This is a genomic window from Psychroflexus lacisalsi, assembly GCF_020164495.1.
In the GTDB taxonomy this organism is placed as follows: Bacteria; Bacteroidota; Bacteroidia; order Flavobacteriales; family Flavobacteriaceae; genus Psychroflexus; species Psychroflexus lacisalsi.
On sequence record NZ_JAIQYZ010000001.1, the window covers coordinates 1,507,375 to 1,528,575 of the forward strand.

18 protein-coding genes are annotated in these 21,201 nt (G+C 34.4%); 9 read left to right on the forward strand and 9 right to left on the reverse strand.

Going from position 1 to position 21,201, the window contains the following annotated elements; genetic code table 11:
* Positions 1-5: 5 nt before the first annotated feature.
* Together LB449_RS07080 and LB449_RS07085 are read right to left on the reverse strand one after the other, a co-directional pair.
* Positions 6-1,229 (reverse strand): glutamate-cysteine ligase family protein, encoded by a 1,224-nt coding sequence (locus tag LB449_RS07080; RefSeq protein WP_224454369.1) that lies wholly within the window; start codon positions 1,227-1,229, stop codon positions 6-8.
* Positions 1,226-2,686, reverse strand: coding sequence for a RimK family protein (locus LB449_RS07085; protein WP_224454370.1), 1,461 nt, complete (start codon positions 2,684-2,686; stop codon positions 1,226-1,228). Before LB449_RS07085 ends, LB449_RS07080 begins: the two co-directional genes overlap by 4 nt.
* A gap of 131 nt (positions 2,687-2,817) precedes the next feature.
* Here LB449_RS07085 and LB449_RS07090 point away from each other — a divergent pair, with 131 nt between their 5' ends.
* A complete protein-coding gene (locus tag LB449_RS07090; RefSeq protein WP_224454371.1) occupies positions 2,818-3,378 on the forward strand; it encodes a hypothetical protein in 561 nt (186 codons plus the stop codon).
* A gap of 50 nt (positions 3,379-3,428) precedes the next feature.
* Here the strand turns inward: LB449_RS07090 and LB449_RS07095 are convergent, their stop codons facing one another.
* Together LB449_RS07095 and mtaB are read right to left on the reverse strand one after the other, a co-directional pair.
* Entirely contained in the window at positions 3,429-4,055 is a 627-nt protein-coding gene (locus LB449_RS07095; protein ID WP_224454372.1) for a peroxiredoxin, read from the reverse strand.
* A gap of 166 nt (positions 4,056-4,221) precedes the next feature.
* On the reverse strand, positions 4,222-5,556 hold the full coding sequence (gene mtaB, locus LB449_RS07100) for a tRNA (N(6)-L-threonylcarbamoyladenosine(37)-C(2))-methylthiotransferase MtaB (RefSeq protein ID WP_224454373.1): 1,335 nt from the start codon (positions 5,554-5,556) through the stop codon (positions 4,222-4,224).
* 138 nt (positions 5,557-5,694) lie between these two features.
* Between mtaB and LB449_RS07105 the strand changes: the two genes are divergently transcribed.
* From LB449_RS07105 to LB449_RS07125, 5 genes are all read left to right on the forward strand, one after another.
* The gene (locus LB449_RS07105; protein ID WP_224454441.1) at positions 5,695-7,260 is read left to right on the forward strand and encodes an ABC transporter substrate-binding protein; all 1,566 of its coding nucleotides are present in this window, start codon (positions 5,695-5,697) and stop codon (positions 7,258-7,260) included.
* A 65-nt stretch (positions 7,261-7,325) separates the two neighbouring features.
* A complete protein-coding gene (gene rmuC, locus LB449_RS07110; protein ID WP_224454374.1) occupies positions 7,326-8,669 on the forward strand; it encodes a DNA recombination protein RmuC in 1,344 nt (447 codons plus the stop codon).
* Positions 8,653-9,195 (forward strand): acyl-CoA thioesterase, encoded by a 543-nt coding sequence (locus LB449_RS07115; protein ID WP_224454375.1) that lies wholly within the window; start codon positions 8,653-8,655, stop codon positions 9,193-9,195. Before rmuC ends, LB449_RS07115 begins: the two co-directional genes overlap by 17 nt.
* 223 nt (positions 9,196-9,418) lie before the next feature.
* On the forward strand, positions 9,419-9,757 hold the full coding sequence (locus LB449_RS07120; protein ID WP_224454376.1) for a P-II family nitrogen regulator: 339 nt from the start codon (positions 9,419-9,421) through the stop codon (positions 9,755-9,757).
* A 6-nt stretch (positions 9,758-9,763) separates the two neighbouring features.
* Positions 9,764-10,990 (forward strand): ammonium transporter, encoded by a 1,227-nt coding sequence (locus LB449_RS07125; protein ID WP_224454377.1) that lies wholly within the window; start codon positions 9,764-9,766, stop codon positions 10,988-10,990.
* On the opposite strand, the gene LB449_RS07130 is transcribed toward LB449_RS07125, so the two are convergent.
* A complete protein-coding gene (locus LB449_RS07130) occupies positions 10,987-11,712 on the reverse strand; it encodes a DUF4294 domain-containing protein (protein ID WP_224454378.1) in 726 nt (241 codons plus the stop codon). The two genes, LB449_RS07125 and LB449_RS07130, sit on opposite strands and share 4 nt — an antisense overlap.
* A 107-nt stretch (positions 11,713-11,819) precedes the next feature.
* On the opposite strand from LB449_RS07130, the gene LB449_RS07135 reads away from it, so the two are divergent.
* Entirely contained in the window at positions 11,820-12,890 is a 1,071-nt protein-coding gene (locus LB449_RS07135) for a M42 family metallopeptidase (protein WP_224454379.1), read from the forward strand.
* Positions 12,891-12,965: 75 nt separating this feature from the next.
* Here the strand turns inward: LB449_RS07135 and LB449_RS07140 are convergent, their stop codons facing one another.
* Both LB449_RS07140 and aroC read right to left on the reverse strand, forming a co-directional pair.
* Positions 12,966-14,282, reverse strand: a complete 1,317-nt coding sequence (locus LB449_RS07140) for a dicarboxylate/amino acid:cation symporter (RefSeq protein ID WP_224454380.1) — start codon at positions 14,280-14,282, stop codon at positions 12,966-12,968.
* Position 14,283: 1 nt separating this feature from the next.
* Positions 14,284-15,342 carry a chorismate synthase gene (gene aroC / locus LB449_RS07145; protein WP_224454381.1) on the reverse strand — a complete coding sequence of 353 codons (1,059 nt, stop codon included), beginning with the start codon at positions 15,340-15,342 and terminating at the stop codon, positions 14,284-14,286.
* 242 nt (positions 15,343-15,584) lie between these two features.
* On the opposite strand from aroC, the gene LB449_RS07150 reads away from it, so the two are divergent.
* The gene (locus LB449_RS07150) at positions 15,585-16,376 is read left to right on the forward strand and encodes a hypothetical protein (protein ID WP_224454382.1); all 792 of its coding nucleotides are present in this window, start codon (positions 15,585-15,587) and stop codon (positions 16,374-16,376) included.
* Here LB449_RS07150 and LB449_RS07155 read toward each other — a convergent pair.
* Complete coding sequence (locus LB449_RS07155; RefSeq protein ID WP_224454383.1) at positions 16,371-19,289, reverse strand: FAD-binding and (Fe-S)-binding domain-containing protein; 2,919 nt, start codon at positions 19,287-19,289, stop codon at positions 16,371-16,373. The two genes, LB449_RS07150 and LB449_RS07155, sit on opposite strands and share 6 nt — an antisense overlap.
* Before the next feature lie 232 nt (positions 19,290-19,521).
* Between LB449_RS07155 and hpf the strand changes: the two genes are divergently transcribed.
* On the forward strand, positions 19,522-19,824 hold the full coding sequence (gene hpf / locus LB449_RS07160; RefSeq protein ID WP_224454384.1) for a ribosome hibernation-promoting factor, HPF/YfiA family: 303 nt from the start codon (positions 19,522-19,524) through the stop codon (positions 19,822-19,824).
* Positions 19,825-19,902: 78 nt separating this feature from the next.
* Here hpf and LB449_RS07165 read toward each other — a convergent pair whose 3' ends face one another.
* Complete coding sequence (locus LB449_RS07165; RefSeq protein WP_224454385.1) at positions 19,903-21,171, reverse strand: tetratricopeptide repeat protein; 1,269 nt, start codon at positions 21,169-21,171, stop codon at positions 19,903-19,905.
* Between the last annotated feature and the right edge of the window lie 30 nt (positions 21,172-21,201).

Sequence of the window (21,201 nt, forward strand, 5' to 3'; positions counted from 1 at the left end):
TAATTTCACGGTAGGAACAATTCATTTTTGGATAGACTATCTCCAAGCTTTTGATATACCTTCAGAATATTCACTTCAGAAAAATCATCATTTAATGCTTTTAGAATTCTTGTGGACAAACTACCATGTGCTAAAATAAATTCAATAGCTTCAGAATGTCTTTTATTTAATCTAGAGAATATCTTTTCAAATAAATGCTTGTAAATGTCTTTTACAGCCATAGATTCAGCATCAATTCCAAAAAGTTTCAAATAGGCTTTATTATTAATTACAGCTTCTTCAGCATACTCAATACTAAGGTTCAAAATTTCAAATAGAACATCTTCGTGCCATAACTTTTGATCCTTCAAACTTGAATATATTTCATTAACCAAATCTTTTAAAATTTCGACAATAAAACTTGCAATAGAGACATCTGCCAAAGCGCATTCCTGTAGATCCAAAACTCGTATCTCTATTGCGTTTCTATCAAACCTGGCAATAGCTCCTCTGGAATTTAAAAAATGATGTTCTAAAATATGGTCCTCATCAAACGGTGCAATTGCAGAATTAATAGGATCGAAGATTTTTTTCTGATATTCTTTTTGGCTAAACACCTGTTCGGGAATCACCTTCCCTGTCATTTCTGGAATTTGTTTTTGATTGGTCAAATACAACTTCATCCTGGAATCTAGTTCACCTGTCGGTTTACCATCTAGAATCGGTGAGCTCGCACTCAATGCCGGTAAAATAGGCAGCAAAATCCGTATAGCAGCGTGTAACTTCTCAAATTCAGAGTCATCGTAAAACGGCAAATTGATGTGCATACTTTGTACATTGGACCAACCGTGACCTTTACAATCAAAAATTCTGTTGTAAAGCGCATACACTTCGCTATAAGAATGTTGCCATAATTTCATCTCCAATTCTGGATTCATCAATGGATGCGAAGCTGTTGGCCACAAACGAAGATTCGCACCGTTAAGTAACTTATTTACTTCAAGTATATTATCGTAAAATTTTATGTCTAAAGTATCCAGGTCTTTGGCAGGACCGTTGGTCTTAAATTCAACCACGTGAGCAGCGAGTTCATTACTCCATTCAATTGGGCCATTATCTACATCTGAAATAATTTTACCAGTTTTCAGTTTCATCAATTTATCTACAGAGGGCTGAACTTTGCCAGTCAAAAAATTGACAAGCATATATTCCAATTCAATTCCAAAAACTTCAAAAAGATGGTATTTCATGAGTCTTGTTTAGAATTAAGACGATTTTTAAAAGCTTGAAGAATAGTTGTGTAAACAGCATCACCGTAGAATCCATCTTCCACACCTAAATCAATATTTGGATTGTCATTGATTTCTATGACCAAAGCCTTTCCGTTAACAACTTTGACATCAATGCCATATAAGCCTTTCCCCATGATTTTAGCTGATTTTAATGCAACTTTCATCACTTGTTCTGGAACATCTTCTACAGCAAAGCAGTCTGCGTTTCCGTCTTGGTCATCCTTTTTTTCGGCAGACCAATTATAAATTTGCCAGTGTCCTTTAGCCATAAAATAGCGACACGCATAAAACGGCTTGTTATCCATAATTCCTATTCTCCAATCATATTCAGAATAGGTAAACTCCTGAGCAATGATTAGGTCGGAAGTCTTAAACATCTCGGTAATGAGGGTTACATATTCTTCTTCTGTCTTTGCTTTTTTTACTCCAAAAGAAAAGGTAGAATCAGGAGATTTAAGAACACATGGCAATCCTGTTACTTTTAAAACTTCATGTTTATTGTCTTTATGGACGATCATCGTTTTGGGTGTTGGAATCCCATTCTTATTAAGTGCTTCCGCCATAAAAACTTTATTGCAACATTTTAAGATCGCATCAGGATAATCAACAATCGCTAAACCGTCTTGCAATGCTTTTCTAGCAAACGCATAGGCTTCATTGTTGACTTCAGTACTTTGTCTGATAAACAAGGCATCAAAAGATGAAAGACGGTATAAATCTTTAGGTGAAATAACTTCAACGTAAAAATTCATTTTCTCAGCCAAGTCGATAAATTTTTTAATGGCTTTTGGGTTACTTGGTGGTGCTGGATCGTTGTTTTGGACTAAGATCGCCAAATCATATTCAGCTTTATTTGCTTTTGGGCTGTCGTATCTCTTTTTTGAAAAAAATTCAGAAGCAAAATAATGCATGCTCTCCAAATGCTCAGATGGAATTTCTGTAAGGGATATGGCTTTTATAGATTTGATGTTCCATTTGGTGGTGTGTTTAAAAATGACTCTCAAAAATGGAATTTGAAAATGCCTGAATATTATGCTGCTTAATTCTCGGTATTTCTGTGCCACATTTTGTCCAAAATAAATACTCAAAGTGAATTCCTGAGATTTAATAAACTTCAAACTCTTCTGAATTTCTTCTTCAAAATCTTCTGAAACAATTTTGACAAGTTTTTTTTCACCAAGGTCCACCAAGTTACTAATGGTAGGAATAGAAGTATGACCGCGAGCTTCCGCCAAAAGGGAAACATAGTATCCTTTGGATTGGTAGCTGTATTTGTCACTCAAATTGAAAACCCTCACATTTTTTAATTCTGAATATAAGGAGTTTGTCAAGTAATCTTGTGAGGTTATAATGGACGTATGATCCATTATGAAAGGCCATTTTTCGGGTTGGCTAACCACGATAAGTTTGTTCATTTATGAATTGAATAACCTATCAAATGTAGCTTAAAATTAAGTTCGAAATTATTTCTGTAAAAAAATAAATTGGAAAGATTTTGATGTAATTATTTTCATATTATCATAATTTGGTCAAAATTATTCATCCTATGAAAATCATCAAATACATCTTTTTTTTGGTCATTTTGGTTTTACTACAATCTTGCGGATCCCGAAAACTTCCTGAGGAATCTGTGAAAATCTATGAAGGCCAACTGAATCTTATGGACGGCTATTACTTGATCAACTCCTACGACAGTCCTTCTATGTCCCAATCTCTAAAAGGAATTGATAGCTTTTTTGATATCAAAATACCGCTTTCCATCACTTTCGTGAATTTAAAATTTATTGATGATGAGACTTTACAGCTCAGTTATGAAAGTGAAGGATTCGCTTTTAAAAAAACATTTCCAGGTGAATTAAAAAATGGAGCTTTTTATTTATCAAGTAATCGCTATTTTATTGGAATTCCATTGACTGTATTTACTAAAGAAAATAATTTTGAACGCGTCATCATGGGGAGTGATGACAACCTCATTTTGGAACGTTTTGAGGAGAAAGTTTCTAGAATCTTTAATGCAGTTGAAGAAACTTACTTTTGGGAATCCTACACCTACGATCGTTTATACAAGAATATTCATATAGACAAAGAGGGAAACTTAATTGAATAAAAAACTCCCTATCTTCCGATAGAGAGTTTTTGACGTGTTCAAAATTTATTTTAGTATGAAGTCGTCCTTAGGTAAGGCTTAATTTCTTTATAATTTGGAAATAATTTTTTCGCTTCTTCGTCACTTACAGAGGGAGAAATAATAGCATCATCCCCTTGTTTCCAATCTGCTGGAGTTGCTAGTTTGTGGTTAGCTGTTAATTGAAGACTATCAATCACTCTAAGTAATTCATTGAAATTTCTACCTGTAGAAGGTGGATAGGTCAACGTCAACTTAATTTTTTTGTCAGGGCCAATAACAAAAACCGAACGTACTGTAGCTTTCTCTGATGCATTGGGGTGAATCATGTCATACAATTCTGCAACTTTTCTATCCTCGTCTGCAATTATAGGGAAGTTGACGGTCGTGTTCTGGGTTTCGTTAATATCCTTGATCCATTCAAGATGATCTTTTACTGGATCGACGCTTAAGGCAATTACCTTTACACCTCTTTTGTCAAATTCGTCTTTTAATTGAGCTGTTCTCCCCAATTCTGTTGTACATACTGGAGTGAAATCGGCTGGATGTGAATAAATAATTCCCCAACTATCTCCTAGCCAATCATGAAATGAAATTTCTCCTTCAGAAGTTTGTTGTGTGAAATCTGGTGCTGTATCGCCCAATCTTAAATGTGCCATAATTGAAATTTATTATTAATTAATATTCAATCTTCTTCAGAATACAATTCTGAATCAAGTATTTAATAAAAATAAATAATGATTCTTAGGTCAGCCTGTTTTATATCAACTTTAGCTTTTCATTTAGACTTGATCTAAAGATATACGATTGGATTGATAAATTCAATTATTCTGCGGGCTCACATTCATTTATAAAATCAATTTTTACCAGCCCATCTTCGTCAATTTCATTTAAAATAACTTGGTTTTTTGTATTGACCAATTCTGGATTCCAGAATGTTTTTACTTTCACATAATTTTCGGTGAAACCATGAATATAACCGGATTTATTTTCGCCTTCAAATAAAACTTCATGGGTCGAATTTAATTGACTTTCATAAAAAGCTCGTCTTTTCTTAGCAGAAAGTCCTCTTAGCATTTTGCTGCGCTTTTTTCTGACTTTTAGAGGTACCACCTCTAACATCTCTGCCGCAGGAGTATTATCTCGTTCTGAAAAAGTAAAAACGTGTAAGTAAGAAATATTCAATTCATTTAAAAAATTGAAAGTCTCCAAAAATAATTCATCCGTCTCTCCTGGAAAACCAACAATGACGTCCACACCAATACAAGCATCAGGCATATTTCTTTTAATGCTTTCCACGCGATCTACATAAAGTTCTCTCATGTAGCGTCTCCGCATTTTTTTTAAAAGTGTATTGCTTCCACTTTGTAAAGGAATATGGAAATGTGGAACAAAACAGTTGCTTTGCGCCACAAAATCTATTGTTTCATCTTTGAGCAAGTTTGGTTCTATAGAAGAAATTCTCACTCTGTCGATTCCTTCCACATGATCTAGTGCTTTGACTAGGTCTAGAAATGTATGTTCGTGTTTCTTGTTTCCAAATTCGCCTTTTCCGTAATCTCCGATGTTGACGCCGGTTAACACAATCTCTTTGATGCCTTGCTCTGATATTTCTTTCGCATTTTTGAGAACATTTTCCAATTTATCTGACCTGGAAATACCTCTTGCCAATGGGATGGTACAATACGTACATTTATAATCACAACCGTCTTGCACCTTAAGAAAAGCGCGCGTTCGGTCTCCTATGGAGTAGGAACCCACATAAAAATCGGCTTCATCAATTTCACAAGAATGCACTTCGCCGAAGTCATTTTTGGTCAAATCTGTGATGTAATCGGTTACCTTAAACTTTTCAGTTGCTCCGAGCACCAAATCCACTCCACTTACATCTGCAAGTTCTTCTGGCTTAAGTTGTGCATAACAACCTATTCCAATAATGAAGGCGTCAGGATTGGTTTTTTGAGCTTGTTTGACGATGGTTTTAAAACGCTTATCCGCATTTTCAGTCACGCTACAGGTATTGATGACCACCACATCAGGGTCGTTCTCAAATTCTACACGTTCATATCCTTCTTCTTGAAAATTCCTGGCTATGGTGGAGGTTTCAGAAAAATTCAGCTTACAGCCTAAGGTGTAAAATGCTACTTTGGGTTGAGACATAATTTAAATTTGGAGGACTCAGGTGATCGAAAACAAATTCAGAAGAAACCTCTATATTCGCAATTGTTTGCAAAGATACCAACTATAATTTATTTTCTAAAATTGAACTCCTACTCTATTCCGTCTTTACTTTTTCTGCTGAATTTAATATTATTAACTTCATGCTCAGATGCCGATTTTAAAGATCGAGATCACCTAGTCTTTAGGTACAACGAACATGCAAATATCACATCACTGGATCCCGCTTTCGCCAAAGATCAACGGAATATCTGGCCCACTCACCAGCTATACAATACGCTGGTAAAACTTGATGATAATCTTGTGACTGAAGGCGATGTTGCTAAAACCTGGTCTATTTCTGAGGATGGACTGACCTACACATTTGAATTGAGAAGGGATGTTTTTTTTCACAAACACAGCATTTTTGGCAATGATTCGACACGACAGGTAATTGCTCAAGATGTCGAATACAGCTTAAAACGGCTTACCGATCCAAAAGTAGCCTCACCAGGAAATTGGGTTATGTCTGATGTAGAGAGAATTGAAGCCATAAATGATTCTATTATTGAAATTAAACTGAAACAAAAGTTTCCTGCGTTTCTTGGATTATTGACTTCAAAATTCTGTTCAATACTTCCTTTGGAAATGAATGAGTTAGATTTTCAAACTTCTCCTATTGGTACAGGACCATTTAAATTTAAACGTTGGGAAATAGGTGAGAAATTGGTCTTAAGGAAAAATAACCTTTTTTTCAAAACGGATGATAAAGGCACACCACTGCCTTACTTGGAAGCTGTAGCCATCACCTTTTTACCGGATAAACAGAGTGAATTTTTAGCATTTGTACAAGGAAAATTAGACTTTCTTAGTGGTTTGGATCCCTCCTACAAAGATGAATTAATTACTGTGACTGGGGAGCTTAATCCTAAATTTGAGACCGATATAAATATGGAGAAGAGCCCGTACCTTAATACAGAATATCTAGGTTTTTATTTAGATTCTGAGTCTGAAGAAATGAAATCGAGAGCGTTTCGGCAAGCCATCAATTATGCCTTCGATCGTGATAAGATGATAAAATTTCTAAGGAACAATATTGGAATCCCAGCACATAGAGGTTTTATTCCTGAAGGACTTTCTGGCCGTTCAAAAACTGAAGGTTATGCTTATAAGCCAGAAAAAGCAAGAACACTTATTGAGAAATTTAAGGAAGAAACAGGAGTGAAAATTCCTAAACTTACCATCAGTACAAATCCGTCTTATATAGATCTAGTTGAATTTATTCAAAAGGAAGTACAAAAAATAGGAGTTCGTGTAGAAATTGATGTCATGCCACCTTCTACTATTCGGCAAAAACGTTCTGCAGGACAACTGGATAATTTCAGAGCCAGCTGGATTGCAGATTATCCTGATGCCATCAATTATTTATCGTTGTTTTATAGCGATAACTTTTCTCCTAATGGCCCTAACTACACTCATTTCGAGAATGAATTTTACGACCAACTCTATGAAGAAGCCTTAAGCATTACTAAGGATTCTTTGAGGTATGAGTTATATTCACGAATGGATTCTCTGTTGATTGAAGAAGCTCCAGTTATCCCTTTATACTACGATGAGGTGGTTCGCTTTAGGTCCAAAGCTGTTAAAGGTTTGGGTATTAATCCCTTTAATCTTTTGGATCTCTCTGAAGTTAAAAAAACCAGGTAGAGATAAATTAAGTAAGCTTTTCTAAATATTCCTTTTCTATATTTGAAAAAATCTCTTTTATGGACATGTCAAGTATAATAATAGTTGGTGTAGTTGCTGCAATAGTGGGATTTGTTATCGCCAAATTAATAGACCGCTCTTCAATTTTAAAATGGCAAACGACATCTTCTCATTTTGAAACACTTTATACTGAGTCCTTTCTGCGTGAGGAAAAAGCCAAAGACGAATACTCAAAAGCTAACGAAAAACTCCAAGCGGAACTTAAATCTGAATTAAATGAACGCTATCAAATTCAGAATAAATTCACCCAAAAAGAAACCGAACTCGAAGGTTTAAAAAGGCAATGGGCGGAGCAAAGGACAGAAATGAAAGACTTACAGAAAAAATTTGGGGAAGAATTTGAAAATTTAGCTCAGCGAATATTAGAACAAAAATCTGAAAAGTTTACCCTGGAGAATAAAAAAAACATCTCTCATATTTTAGATCCATTGAAGGAGAGACTTAATTCTTTTGAAACCAAAATTGAAAAAACGAATACTGATTTTCTAAAAGGTCATTCACAATTGGGCGAACAACTGAAACATTTGAATGAGCAAAACCTAAAAATTTCTGAAGAAGCCAATAATTTGACCAAAGCTTTAAAGGGCGACAATAAAACACAGGGCAATTGGGGTGAGATGATTCTGGAAAAAGTCTTACAAAAATCTGGACTGGTTAAAGGTCAAGAATATGAAATCCAGAGGCATTACAAAGATGAAAATGGGGCAAGTAAACTGCCGGATGTGGTGGTGCATTTACCAAATGAAAAGTTGATGGTCATCGATTCTAAAGTCAGTTTGAAGGCCTACGAACACTACATCAATACTGAAGATGAGCAGAAAAAACAGACTTATCTGAAAGCTCATGTGAAGTCTCTGGAAACTCACCTCAAAAGCCTGAAAGAAAAACGATATGATTTATTAGGAGGAAATGCTTCCCCGGATTTCATACTCATGTTCATTCCAGTAGAACCGGCTTTATTTTTGGCTCAAAATGAGAATTCCAATTTTTTTTATACGGCTTTTCAGGATAATATATTGATGGTAAGCCCTACGACTTTACTTTCGACCCTTAGAACTGTAGATATGGTATGGAGTAATGAAAAGCAACAGCAAAACGCACTGGAAATTGCAAAACATGCTGGTGATTTGTATGATAAATTTGTGAATCTGATCGAGGGATTGGATGCTGTAGGAAACCGTATTGACTCCACAAAATCTACTTACGATCAAGCCATGAAAAAACTTACTGGACAACAGAATCTTATAAAAGATGTTGAAATTTTAAAGAATCTGGGAGTCACTACCAAAAAAAGAATTGATCCAAAATGGATTGCACATAAAAATCAAACCAATGACCAAGAAATTTAAACATAGTTCAGAATCTGCTGTCATACTCAGCCAATTGATGCTACCCTCCCATTCCAATTTTGGTGGTAAAATTCATGGAGGTTTCATTTTATCGTTACTTGACCAGGTAGCTTTTGCCTGTGCCTCCAAACATTCAGAAAATTATTGTGTCACAGCTAGTGTTGACCGGGTTGATTTTTTAAATCCTGTAGAAGTTGGTGAGCTTCTCACATTGAAATCTACCATAAATTATGTGGGAAGGACTTCCATGGTAGTTGGTATAAGAGTAGAATCCGAGCATATTCATGACGGAACCAAAAAACATTGCAATTCATCCTATTTTACAATGGTTGCAAAAGATAAAGACGGAAAATCAGCGGAAGTACCAGGTTTGAAATTGGAAACTGAAGATGATTACCGCCGATTTATCAAAAACATAAAACGGATGGAAAACAGATCAAGACACGATGAAATCTTTTCAAATTTTAAATTTGATAAAAAAGAATATCAAAGCGTTTTAAAACAACACAATGTGATCATAAAATAATTTATATAAATTCTAAACAATTTGATTATTTTAAATTTTAATGAAATAACAGATCCTTTTTTTAGTGAGATAAAAAATTCAATTCAGAATTAACATGTAATTTTATTGAATTTTAGTTTTAATATGACTCTTTAAATAAAAACACCCCTTCTTAAATAGGGGTTTTTTTATTTTTATAAGACTTTATTGTAGATTTACCCCCCCCCCCCTAAATAAAGTTTTTATGAAAAAAATAGAGGCTATTATAAGAAAGTCACGTTTTGATAAAGTAAAAGAAGCACTGCATAATATACAGGTTAATTTTTTTAGCTATTGGGATGTTACTGGTGTAGGAAACGAACAACAAGGTCATGTATACAGGGGGATTTCCTACAGTACAACCGATATCCAAAGGCGATATTTAGTCATTGTCGTTTCTGATGATTTTGTCGAGAAAACAATTGATACCATAATCGAACACTCAAAGACTGGAGATGTTGGAGATGGTAAGATTTTCATTTCAAATATCGAAGACTGTATAAGAATCAGAACAAACGAAAGAGGGATAAAATCAATTAAATAAAACTATATGGACCAGGCATTATTTACTGCAAATAATTTATGGATGATGTTATGTATCGCCTTGGTATTTATCATGCATCTTGGATTTTCTTTACTTGAAATTGGGCTAACTCGCCAAAAAAACACAATCAATATCCTATTCAAAAATTTCTTTATCATTTGTTCTGGTTTAATACTCTATTATCTGATTGGTTTCAATTTAATGTATCCAGGGGACTTTAATGGTTGGATAGGTTTAAGTGGAATTGGACTTGAGCTTCCAGAAAATGGACTTACAGCAGCTTATGCAGAAGGAGGTTACACATACTGGACAGATTTTTTATTCCAAGGAATGTTTGCCGCAACAGCTGCGACTATTGTCTCTGGTGCTGTTGCAGAACGAATCAAAATTGGTGCTTTTATGATTTTTTCTATCATTTATGTAGGGATTATTTATCCCCTCAGCGGATCCTGGCTCTGGGGCGGTGGTTTTTTAAGTGATTTTGGTTTTTATGATTTCGCAGGCTCAACCTTAGTTCACTCTGTGGGTGGCTGGGCAGCTTTGATGGCAGTCATTTTTTTAGGACCAAGAATAGGAAAATTTAAAGGGAAAAAGATCTTCGCTATTCCCGGACATAATATACCCTTAGCAGCTACAGGTGTATTCCTACTTTGGTTTGGTTGGTTTGGATTTAATGGAGGATCTGTGTTGTCAGCCGAGACCTCAAGTACATCTTTAGTTTTAGTGACTACAAGCTTGGCTGCTGCTGCTGGCGGACTAGGAGCCTGCATAAGTAGTTTTATGGTTTTTAAGAATTTTGATGTAACAATGTTTATGAACGGAATTTTGGGAGGGCTGGTTGGAATTACAGCCGGAGCAGACCTCATGTCTCCTCTTGAAGCCATTTGCATAGGACTTATAGCAGGCTTGATTATTGTTCTGGCTGTAAAACTTATGGATATATTAAGAGTAGACGATCCTGTGGGTGCAATACCTGTCCATTTATGTTGTGGTATTTGGGGAACACTTGCAGTTGGAATATTTGGAAGTATGGCCAGTCTAAATCAACTTTTTATTCAATTTGCATCTGTAATGACTATTGGTGGATTTTGCTGTTTGAGTGCTTGCATCATATTGATGCCTCTGAGAAAAATATATGGTTTAAGAGTTTCTGCTAAACACGAAGTTGAAGGGCTTGATATTCATGAACACGGAATGGATGCATATGCTGATTTTGGGTTAAACCAACACTAATATCTTTTGATAGGAGTTGCTGAAGGGGGATAGATAGCTGTCGATTTTTTTTGCCATTCTGTCAAAAGTTCTAGATGATTGATTTTGATTTTTGGAGCTTGACTTTCTAAAGCACCGGATTGAAATTCTCTTTGAAGTATATCTTCAATGTAAAAATCTTCTTTATTGATTGAAGGATTGTACTCTTCTTTTAGAGAAATATTGAAAAAATTAGCGGTAGTATTATACCAGAAGGCATTCCAGCCAGATCTTAGGTCTTTTATCAGGTCAAAAGTAGTAACGTCAGTTTGGCGATGAATTAGTTTGACTAAAATCTGACCTTCAGTTTTCGTGAGTTTCTTTAGCTCATCTGCAAATTCATTTTCAACATATCTCTGAATCACCTTTGTATACCTTTTCTTATCACTTTTGGAATCAATGCTTTCGAGACGTTCATTCAGGACTTGAAACCGTTCTGAGGCTAACTTAGCATATGGCCATACTTTTTTTGTTTTTCGCTTAAGAATAAGATAGCTTCTAAAGTCATTTCTGTCTTTAAATTTTAGCTTTGGATAAATAATAACTTCATCAAGTTCAACTTCACTTACATATGTAGTGTCTTTGCTTATGATAATGTATTTTTTCTGTTCACTATTCGGAACAGTAGTTATTTCTTTATATCTAAATTCTTGAGCGTTCAGTGATAAACACATTAGCGCACAAAAACAAACAGCAAATTTCACAATACTAAATTTAGTAATTATACGAACTATAATCATTCCAAAATTAAGGATTCGTTTTCAATTTTATCTCAATACTTTACTAAATTAGCATTACAAAACAGATAGATATGAACGATAATTCACTTAAATTTTTAGAAAAATATTTAAATAATGCAGCTCCAACTGGCTATGAATGGGAAGGGCAAAAATTATGGATGGACTACCTCAAACCCTATGTAGATGAATTTATCACAGATACATACGGAACAGCTGTTGGAATTATCAATCCAGAGGCAAACTTCAAGGTAGTGATTGAGGGCCATGCAGATGAAATTTCATGGTATGTCAACTACATTACAGATGAAGGACTCATTTATGTCATCAGGAATGGTGGTAGTGATCATCAAATTGCAACTTCTAAACGTGTAAATATTCATACAAAAGATGGAGTTGTAAAGGGTGTTTTTGGCTGGCCTGCAATTCACACTAGAGATAAATCCAAAGAAGAAACACCTAAGATTGAGAATATATGCATTGACGTTGGTTGCTCAACCAAGGAAGAAGTTGAAAAACTCGGCGTCCATGTTGGTTGTGTAATTACTTATCCTGATGAATTTTTTATTCTGAATAATGACAAATTTGTTTGCAGAGGGTTAGACAACAGAATGGGAGGATTTATGATTGCAGAAGTGGCCAGAATGCTAAAAGAAAATAAAGTTGATCTACCTTTTGGACTTTACATTACAAATTCTGTTCAGGAAGAAATTGGCTTACGCGGAGCAGAAATGATAAGTAATACGATTAAACCTAATGTTGCTATCGTAACAGATGTTTGTCATGATACCACTACTCCAATGATTGATAAAAAGAAAGAGGGCTTGACCAAGATTGGTGCAGGACCTGTGATTAGTTATGCACCTGCAGTTCAAAACAAATTAAGGGAAATGCTTATTGATACGGCTGAAAAACACAAGATTCCATTTCAGCGCTTAGCTGCAAGTAGAATGACTGGAACAGATACAGATGCTTTTGCCTATAGTAATGGTGGTGTAGCTTCTGCACTAATTTCCTTGCCGTTAAGATATATGCATACCACAGTAGAGATGGTTCACAGAGATGATGTAGAAAACGTCATTAAATTAATTTATAACTCTTTACTTGAAATAAAGAGCGGTGATACTTTTAGCTATTTTGACTAATTAATATTAGATAATTTCTATAAAAAAAGCAGCTTTAGAGCTGCTTTTTTAGTTTAGTAGATTTCTTTCGTATAACTATTTTTCGAACTCTTTTTTGGTGTATTTATCGTCCCAATTCTTAACATTAGGGTCACCAAGTTTATTTTGAGATTTAGCAACAAGCATAGAAACAGCAGCATCACCGGTTACATTAACGCTTGTTCTTAACATATCAAGTGGTCTGTCTACAGCAAAAATTAAGGCTAGACCTGCTTCAGGGATTCCAGCCTGACCTAAAACAATAACCAACATCACCATTCCTGCACCTGGGACAGCAGCGGAACCTATAGATGCGAGAGTTGCTGTTGCAATGATTCCCAATTGCGCTGCAAAACTTAACTCCATACCAAAGGCTTGAGCAATAAATACAGCTGCTACAGCTTGATACAAACTCGTTCCATCCATATTGATAGTTGCACCAATAGGTAATACAAAACTTGAAACTTGAGGATGAACGCCTAGATGCTCTTCCACCCGTTCCATGGTCACTGGTAAAGTTGCAGCACTCGAACTTGTTGAAAATGCCAATAACTGAGCTGGCGAAATTCCATTGAGAAAAAAGCGTGGTGATTTTTTAGTAAAAATACCTACGATTATAGCATAAACCCCAATCATAAGTAGCAATCCTCCAACTACACATAAAGCATAATAACCTAGAGCAATGAATAAATCTGTGCTTGGCGCCTCTACGACTAAAGCTGCTAATAAGGCGAAAACACCATAAGGAGCTGCAAGCATAATGAGATCTATCATTTTTAAAATGACTTCGTTAAGCGAATCAAAAAATTCTTTTATCGGTTTCGATTTTTTCTCAGGAATTAGAATCATCCCAATACCGAAGAAAACAGCGAAGAAAATAACTTGAAGCATATTGGAATTGCTGGAAGCTGCTCCAAAAATATTATCAGGTACCAAATCTTCTAAAGCTTGAAGCGGACCAGAATCCTTTTGCTTTTGAGCATTTTGGCGAGTCATCTCAGCATCTCCACCATAACTCTCTACGAGTTCTTCTCTTGTATCACTTTCTATACTCTTACCTGGTTCAAAGACATTAACTATTATCAAACCAATAGAGACAGCGATTACCGTTGTCGTGAGATAAGTTAAAATTGTTCTTAATCCCATTTGAGACAAACTTGAAATATCTTTCAAATCTGAAACACCCTTAATTAAAGAAGCTAAAATTAAAGGAACTGCTATAAGTTTTAATGCATTGATGAATATTGTACCAAATGGTTTTATCCAATCTGTAATGAATCCACTTCCCCATTCGAAATTTGATAATATAAAGGCAAACAAAATTCCTAGGCCCATTCCTATGAGGATTTGCCAGTGCAGTTCTAGTTTTTTCATGTTAATTAATTGATTTGTTTAATAAGAAAGCATCTGCAAGTACAAGAGCAGCCATAGCTTCAACCACAGGAATAGCTCTAGGAACAACACAAGGATCGTGTCTTCCTTTTCCATGCATTTCAACTTCCTCAGCATTTTTATTTATAGTTTGTTGCTTTTGCATAAGAGTTGCAACAGGTTTGAAAGCAACTCTAAAATTAATATCCATCCCGTTAGAAATTCCGCCTTGAATACCTCCGCTATGATTGGTTTTGGTCGTTCCATCTGTATTGAACAAATCGTTATGTTCACTTCCTTTCATAGAAATTCCGTCAAAACCGGAACCATAATCAAATCCTTTTACGGCATTGATTGTCATCATAGCTTTACCTAAGTTAGCATGGAGTTTCTCAAAAATAGGATCGCCAAGATTTTTGGGAACGTTTGAAATTTGACACTTCACAATGCCACCTATTGTGTCTCCTTCTTTTCTGATCTTTTTGATGTAAGCTTCCATTTGAGTTGCCATCTCATGATTTGGACACCTCACTGGATTTGTTTCGATAACATCAAAATCTATGGAATCCTCATCAGATAATTGAAGTGATCCAACAGAATGAGTGTATGCTGTAAATTTTACATCTTTCAATAGTTGTTTTGCAACTGCTCCAGCTACAACCCAGGATGCAGTTTCTCTGGCACTGGACCTTCCTCCTCCTCTATAATCTCTCTGTCCGTATTTTTGATCGTATGTATAATCTGCGTGATTTGGTCTATATACATCTTTTATATGACCATAATCTTTGGACTTATTATCTGTATTTTGAATCTCAAAGCCAATAGGTAAACCAGTTGTGACACCTTCAAAAATTCCAGATTTAAAATGCACAATATCAGATTCTTTTCTTTGAGTCACAATTGAGGATTGCCCCGGTTTTCTTCTATCCAGTTCAATCTGAATTTTTTCTAAATCTAAATGTGTTCCTGGAGGAACTCCATCCAAAATTCCACCAATAGAAACCCCATGAGATTCACCGTAGGTAGTGAGTTTTAAAAATTTTCCGAAGCTATTTGATGCCATGAGATGTTTTGAACAAATGTAATCGTTTTAGGTAATAATCAAAAAGTAATCAAAATAGATTGTATAATTAAAATAGCAATTAAGTGAAATAAATTAAAACAACAATAAAGTAATCTATTGAAATTTTAATCTTTAATTTTGATAATCAATAACAAAAATAAATCCAGAAGATTATTACACAGGATTTTTCAATTCAAACATGAAAAACAAATAAATTACGTTATTTGCTTAATATATAAATCATGAAAAAGATTCTCATATTTTCTGCGTTCATTTTGGCTTCAGTTTCTTGTTCTGAAGAAGACGATTCGTTTTTAGTCTCTGATACTGATTATTTTCCGTTAGAACTTGAAAATTACTGGACCTATAATAATCAATTGAACTCTAATACCGAGAGTTCGCAGGGAGTTGAAACTTTAAGTATTGATAATCAAGTACGCAATAGATTTAGTTTTTCTCAGGTCATAGATTCTCAGGCTGGATTGTTTACTAATGTTCTGGCTTCGGGGGAAGTTTATAAACAAAACGGTAATCAAGAAATAATCTACGATGGAAATCTAAATTTAGCGCTTAATAATAATCTTCAAAACTTTGAATTTACACTTGAAGACGTCATTCTTTACGACGCCAATTTTACTCAAGGAGACGTCATGTTTTCCAATGCTGGAGAACTCCAACAAAATATAAATGGTTTCCCAGTGGATTTTGAATATGAAATAAGCTCAACCCATAAAGGATTTTTAATTTCTGAAGTTGTAAACGATGTGACTTATGAAGATGTTTTTGTTTCTGAAATTAATATCTCACTATCTGCAAGTGTTTTTTTAGTCATTTCAGATTTTTCAATTCTTCAAAAACAAGACGTCATTAAGATAACTAATTATTACGCCAAAGACATTGGATTGATTTATAGCAGAGTCAATACTGAAATAATTTTTGAAGATATTCCTGAACAATTAAATACTGAGATATCTGATGTAAATTCAACATCAACTCAGAATCTTATAAGTTATAGCTTGAGTACAAATTTATAAAGCATACTTATTGAGAATCGAAACTGGATGTAGTGCTTCTTTTTGTGTCCCATCTTTGATTTGATGCCTGCAACTCGTCCCGTTAGCACAAATAATCCCATTTGATTTCCTTACCGCTGGAAATAATACCAGCTCACCAATGGCTTGACTTACCTCATAATGTTCTTTTTCGTATCCAAAACTACCAGCCATACCACAACAACCTGAGGGGATCAATGTTACTTTGAAATTTTCGGGCAAGTTCATCAAATTAAATGTGTGTATCTGACTTGATAAAGCTTTTTGATAGCAATGGTTATGAATTTTGATTTCTTTGGTTTCCTTTGAAAATTGGTCAGCTGTAAGATTTCCGGCTTGAATTTCAGAATCCAAAAATTCTTCTATGAGAAAAACATGCTTTGAGAGATTTTCCGCAGATTTTTTATCTGAAGCTAACTTTAAGTATTCATCTCTAAAGCTTAAAACTGTAGATGGTTCAATTCCTAGCAAAGGAGATTCTGTAGAAACAACTGGATTAAAAATCTTGATGTTTTTATCTATAAAACCTTGAGCTTCATTCAGCAGTCCTTTAGAGAAATAAGCTCTTCCACTTTCTTCGTGGTTTAAAGTCTTAACCTCATAACCAAGTTTTGTGAGAAGCTCAATTGCATCGACACCAATGTTTACATCCAAATAGTTGGTGAATTCATCAATAAACAAGTAAACGATTTTCTTTTTATCAATTCTAGAGCTTAATGAAATTTTACCTTTATTAATTTTGTGTTTCAGAGAGTCTGAACTCAATTTTGGTAAGCTACGTTCTTGGGCGACACCTGCTGTTTTCTTGACTAAACTAGAAGTGAGTGCATTTGAATTCAACCAATTATAAACTGGCGCTACTGGAGATATAAGCTTATTGATTGAGTTATTTTTTGCAAAGATTTTAGTTTTTAACTTTACTCCGTTTGCCTTTTGATACTGATAAAGAAATTCCGTTTTGAAAGCTCCTACATCCACATTACTTGGACATTCGTTCTTACATGCTTTACAACTTATGCATAAATCGAAAATATCTTTTAAATTTTCATTATCAAATGCATTTTTTTCTAGATGATTTTGGGTGAGCACCTCTCTAAGCATATTTGCTCTGGCCCTTGTTGTATCCTTTTCATTTTTTGTGGCTTGGTAACTTGGACACATGCCACCTTCAAATTCATGAGATTTCCTGCAGTCTCCGCTACCATTACACTGTTCTGCAGCTCTTAAGATGCCAAGGTTTTTAGAAAAGTCCATTTTTGTTGAAATCTCTGGCTCTTTTCTATCTGTTTCATATCGTAAATCGGTATCAATTGCTTTAGGATTTACAATTTTTCCAGGATTGAGGAGATTTTCGGGATCAAATAGATGTTTAATCTTTTGGAAAATTAAATAACATTCTTCACCAACAACGCTTCTTGTAAAAGGAGCCCTCACTCTTCCATCACCATGTTCTCCACTTAAGGCTCCTCCATAACTTTTTACAAGATTAGCAACATCTTTAGAAATATTTTTGAAATCATCGACACCTTTAGATGTTTTCAGATTTAAAATTGGTCTTAAATGAATTTCACCGGCACCTGCATGAGCATAATAAACCGCTTTCTGATTGTATGATTTCATGATTTTAGTAAAATCAGAAATATAATGAGGTAAATCTTGAATCGTAACAGAAGTATCTTCAATACAAGCAACAGCTTTTTCATCTCCTTTTATGTTACCGAGAAGTCCCAATCCTGCTTTTCTCAGTTCTGCGGCCAAATCAATTTCACCGTTTTTCAAAACAGGTGTCGCGTAAGCTTTTGTAGAAGATTTTAAATCATTTAATAAGTTTTTTATTTGATCTGTAAGTTCTTCTTGAGAATCAGATTTCAATTCAAGCATCAATATGGCTTCAGGATCCTTTTCTATAAAAAACCGATGGTCCTTATATTTCATACTCTCTTTCGTACAGTCTAAGATGGTTTTATCCATCATTTCACAAGTGTATAAATTGTGATTCATACTTATTTCTACAGACTCAAGACAGTCTGAAATGCTAGAGAAATGAGCTGCAATAAGTGCTGAGTGATTCGGAGGAGAATCGTCAAGTCTTAATTCTAATTCTGTAGCTATGTATAAAGTACCCTCACTACCACATAGAAGTCTATTTAGATTAAAATATGGATTTGAATCGCTTTTGAAAAAAGACGTATTGTAGCATTCATCTATTGCATAACCCGTATTTCTTCTATGAATTGATGACTTTGGAAATCCCTTTTCTATAAGTTTTTCAATATAATTTCTTTGAAAAAGATCATTGAAATATTTATAAATAGCACCTTCAAGAGTGTTTAATTTTAATTTTTCTTCAAATTCTTTTTTTGTGATTGGCTTCACTTCAATAAAACTACCATCAGACAGAAAACCTTTTGAAGAAATGACTTTATCTCGGGTAACTCCATATTTTATAGATGTGGTTCCTGAGGAGTTGTTTCCAAACATACCTCCTACATTACAGCGATTACTCGTAGATGTATTAGGACCGAAAAAAAGACGTTTTGATTTTATATCTCTGTTCAAAGCATCCCTTACTATACCAGGTTCTAAGCGAATAGTTTTTTTCGAAACATCAAAATTAAGTTGCTTAGTAAAGTACTTGCTTAAGTCTAAAATTATACCATCTGTAACACATTGCCCAGCTAATGATGTACCCGCCGCACGAGGCGTAATAGATAATTTGTGTTCATTTGAAAATTCAAGTATCTTTTTAAGGTCTGAATTACTTTTAGGATAAATTACCGCCAAAGGAATTTCCCTGTATACAGATGCATCTGTTGCATAAATAGAAGTATATAAACTATCTGTTTGCACATCTCCCTCAATAGAATTGGATAAAGATTTAAATTCTAATTTCATTATACTTGAATAAGATATCAAAAATACTGTAGATTATTTTATTTCAATCCTGAACAAAGTATAAGATTAAATCTAAAATTAAATGATAAAAATCAGAGCTTAACATTAAAGTTTTGAAAAAAATAAATACAGTAACTTTAATTTGCTAAATTTATGTTTTAAGCTCAACAATGGGTTGAGTTTGATTAAATCTAAAAAGTTACACTAAACAGACAACTCAAAATTTTTAATTATGGACATTAATTTTAATTACGTACACGTTACTGCGAGCGAAAGACTTGAAGAATTGATAAGTAAAAAGTTAAACAAGCTGGAAAATAGATACGATTGGATAGTCAGAGGTGAAGTTTTCTTCAAGACTGAAAATACATCTAGTCCTGATACTGGTATGATCTGCGAAGTTAAATTGAGTGCGCCTGGTCAAAATGTTTTTGCTTCGTCAAATGAAAAAAGTTTTGAATTAGCCATCACAAATACAATAGATGACATCACTAGACAGCTTCAAAAGAAGAAAGAGAAGATGAGTTCCAGATAAATCAATAAAATTTTTAATAACAAAAAAGCCGAAACATCTGTTTCGGCTTTTTTTAGTGATTGGTATTTCTTTATTTGATTATTCCTTCATTGAATTAATTTGCTCCTGAAGTTTTTTAGCTTCCTCATTTTTTTCTAATTGGTAATAAATGTTCAAACGAGTTTGCATAGCATCCAAATTGTCAGGATCTAATTCATTTGCCTTTTCAAGGTATGGTAAAGCATCTTTATAATATTGCTTTTTCTTTTCATTCAATTCTTGATATTTCTTATTGTCTGCTCTAGAATTTCCAAGTTTATTCATTTCTTCAACAATGCTTCTTTCTCCACTTAAGGTGAGTGCTGCTAAATTAATGTAAGCGTTGACCATTTCTGGATCTAGCTCAATCGCTTTTTTGTAATAATCCTTTGCAGAATCTTTGTCTCCCAATTGTTCAGATGCCACACCTAAGTTGTAATATAAGGAAGGATTTTCTGGATCCTTTAATACGACTTGTTTCATCACTTCATTATACTTATCAACTTTTCCAATTCTGTAGTATAAATCAGCTTCAGCTTGCATAATACTTATGTCATCTGGACTCTCTTCTTTTGCCTTTTGAATCGCCACTAAAGCTTCATCTGGCTTATCTTGCTGGATATAGATCAAAGAAACATTTTTTGCAATTTCACCGGTAAGTCTAGGTGTTTTTTGAATTGACGGATCAGCGAACTCATCTGTTTTCACTGCGATATCTCGCATATTTTTAGATTCAAAAATTTCAACCTCTCCAGATTCTTTATTCGTAGCTACATATTGTGTAGTTGAACCATCAAAACCAAGATCTAAAAGTTTGCCGTAGTAATTTAAAGCCTTATCATAAATCTTACCATTTACTGCAGCTGATGCTGCATAGTAAAGCATTACAGTATCGTTTTTATTCATCTGGTAAGTTTTGTACAACAATTTTTGTGCTGTATCAAAATCACCTTCATTTTGACCATCTATAGCAGTCTGCACCATAGTTTGTCTTAATTTGGTCTGATAGTTTAATGCATCTTCATTATCATTTTCTAGCTCCAAGACTTTATCTACAGATTCCAAAGCAGTATTAAGATTATCCATCATCTCATCACCAGACTGGCTGGATGCCATGTTACCATGTGTTTTTGCCTTAGCTAAATGATAACGAACTACCCATTTATCTTTTTCATCAACCAATTGTGGCTTTGCAGCATTTAGTTCTGTTAAAGCTTCACTATAATTTCCATCCTCAACAGCACTTTCGGCACTTCTGATCTCGCTTCTTTGAGAAAACCCTAAGCTTGTTATTCCTATTAGAGCTATTGCTAAAATTGACTTTTTCATGTTTTATCCTATTTATTTATTTAAAGTTAA

Coding starts and splice junctions, on each gene's coding strand:
- LB449_RS07080 (WP_224454369.1), bottom strand. CDS start 1,229: ATGAAATACCATCTTTTTGAAGTTTTTGGAATTGAATTGGAATATATG.
- LB449_RS07085 (WP_224454370.1), bottom strand. CDS start 2,686: ATGAACAAACTTATCGTGGTTAGCCAACCCGAAAAATGGCCTTTCATA.
- LB449_RS07090 (WP_224454371.1), top strand. CDS start 2,818: ATGAAAATCATCAAATACATCTTTTTTTTGGTCATTTTGGTTTTACTA.
- LB449_RS07095 (WP_224454372.1), bottom strand. CDS start 4,055: ATGGCACATTTAAGATTGGGCGATACAGCACCAGATTTCACACAACAA.
- mtaB (WP_224454373.1), bottom strand. CDS start 5,556: ATGTCTCAACCCAAAGTAGCATTTTACACCTTAGGCTGTAAGCTGAAT.
- rmuC (WP_224454374.1), top strand. CDS start 7,326: ATGTCAAGTATAATAATAGTTGGTGTAGTTGCTGCAATAGTGGGATTT.
- LB449_RS07115 (WP_224454375.1), top strand. CDS start 8,653: ATGACCAAGAAATTTAAACATAGTTCAGAATCTGCTGTCATACTCAGC.
- LB449_RS07120 (WP_224454376.1), top strand. CDS start 9,419: ATGAAAAAAATAGAGGCTATTATAAGAAAGTCACGTTTTGATAAAGTA.
- LB449_RS07125 (WP_224454377.1), top strand. CDS start 9,764: ATGGACCAGGCATTATTTACTGCAAATAATTTATGGATGATGTTATGT.
- LB449_RS07135 (WP_224454379.1), top strand. CDS start 11,820: ATGAACGATAATTCACTTAAATTTTTAGAAAAATATTTAAATAATGCA.
- LB449_RS07140 (WP_224454380.1), bottom strand. CDS start 14,282: ATGAAAAAACTAGAACTGCACTGGCAAATCCTCATAGGAATGGGCCTA.
- aroC (WP_224454381.1), bottom strand. CDS start 15,342: ATGGCATCAAATAGCTTCGGAAAATTTTTAAAACTCACTACCTACGGT.
- LB449_RS07150 (WP_224454382.1), top strand. CDS start 15,585: ATGAAAAAGATTCTCATATTTTCTGCGTTCATTTTGGCTTCAGTTTCT.
- LB449_RS07155 (WP_224454383.1), bottom strand. CDS start 19,289: ATGAAATTAGAATTTAAATCTTTATCCAATTCTATTGAGGGAGATGTG.
- hpf (WP_224454384.1), top strand. CDS start 19,522: ATGGACATTAATTTTAATTACGTACACGTTACTGCGAGCGAAAGACTT.
- LB449_RS07165 (WP_224454385.1), bottom strand. CDS start 21,171: ATGAAAAAGTCAATTTTAGCAATAGCTCTAATAGGAATAACAAGCTTA.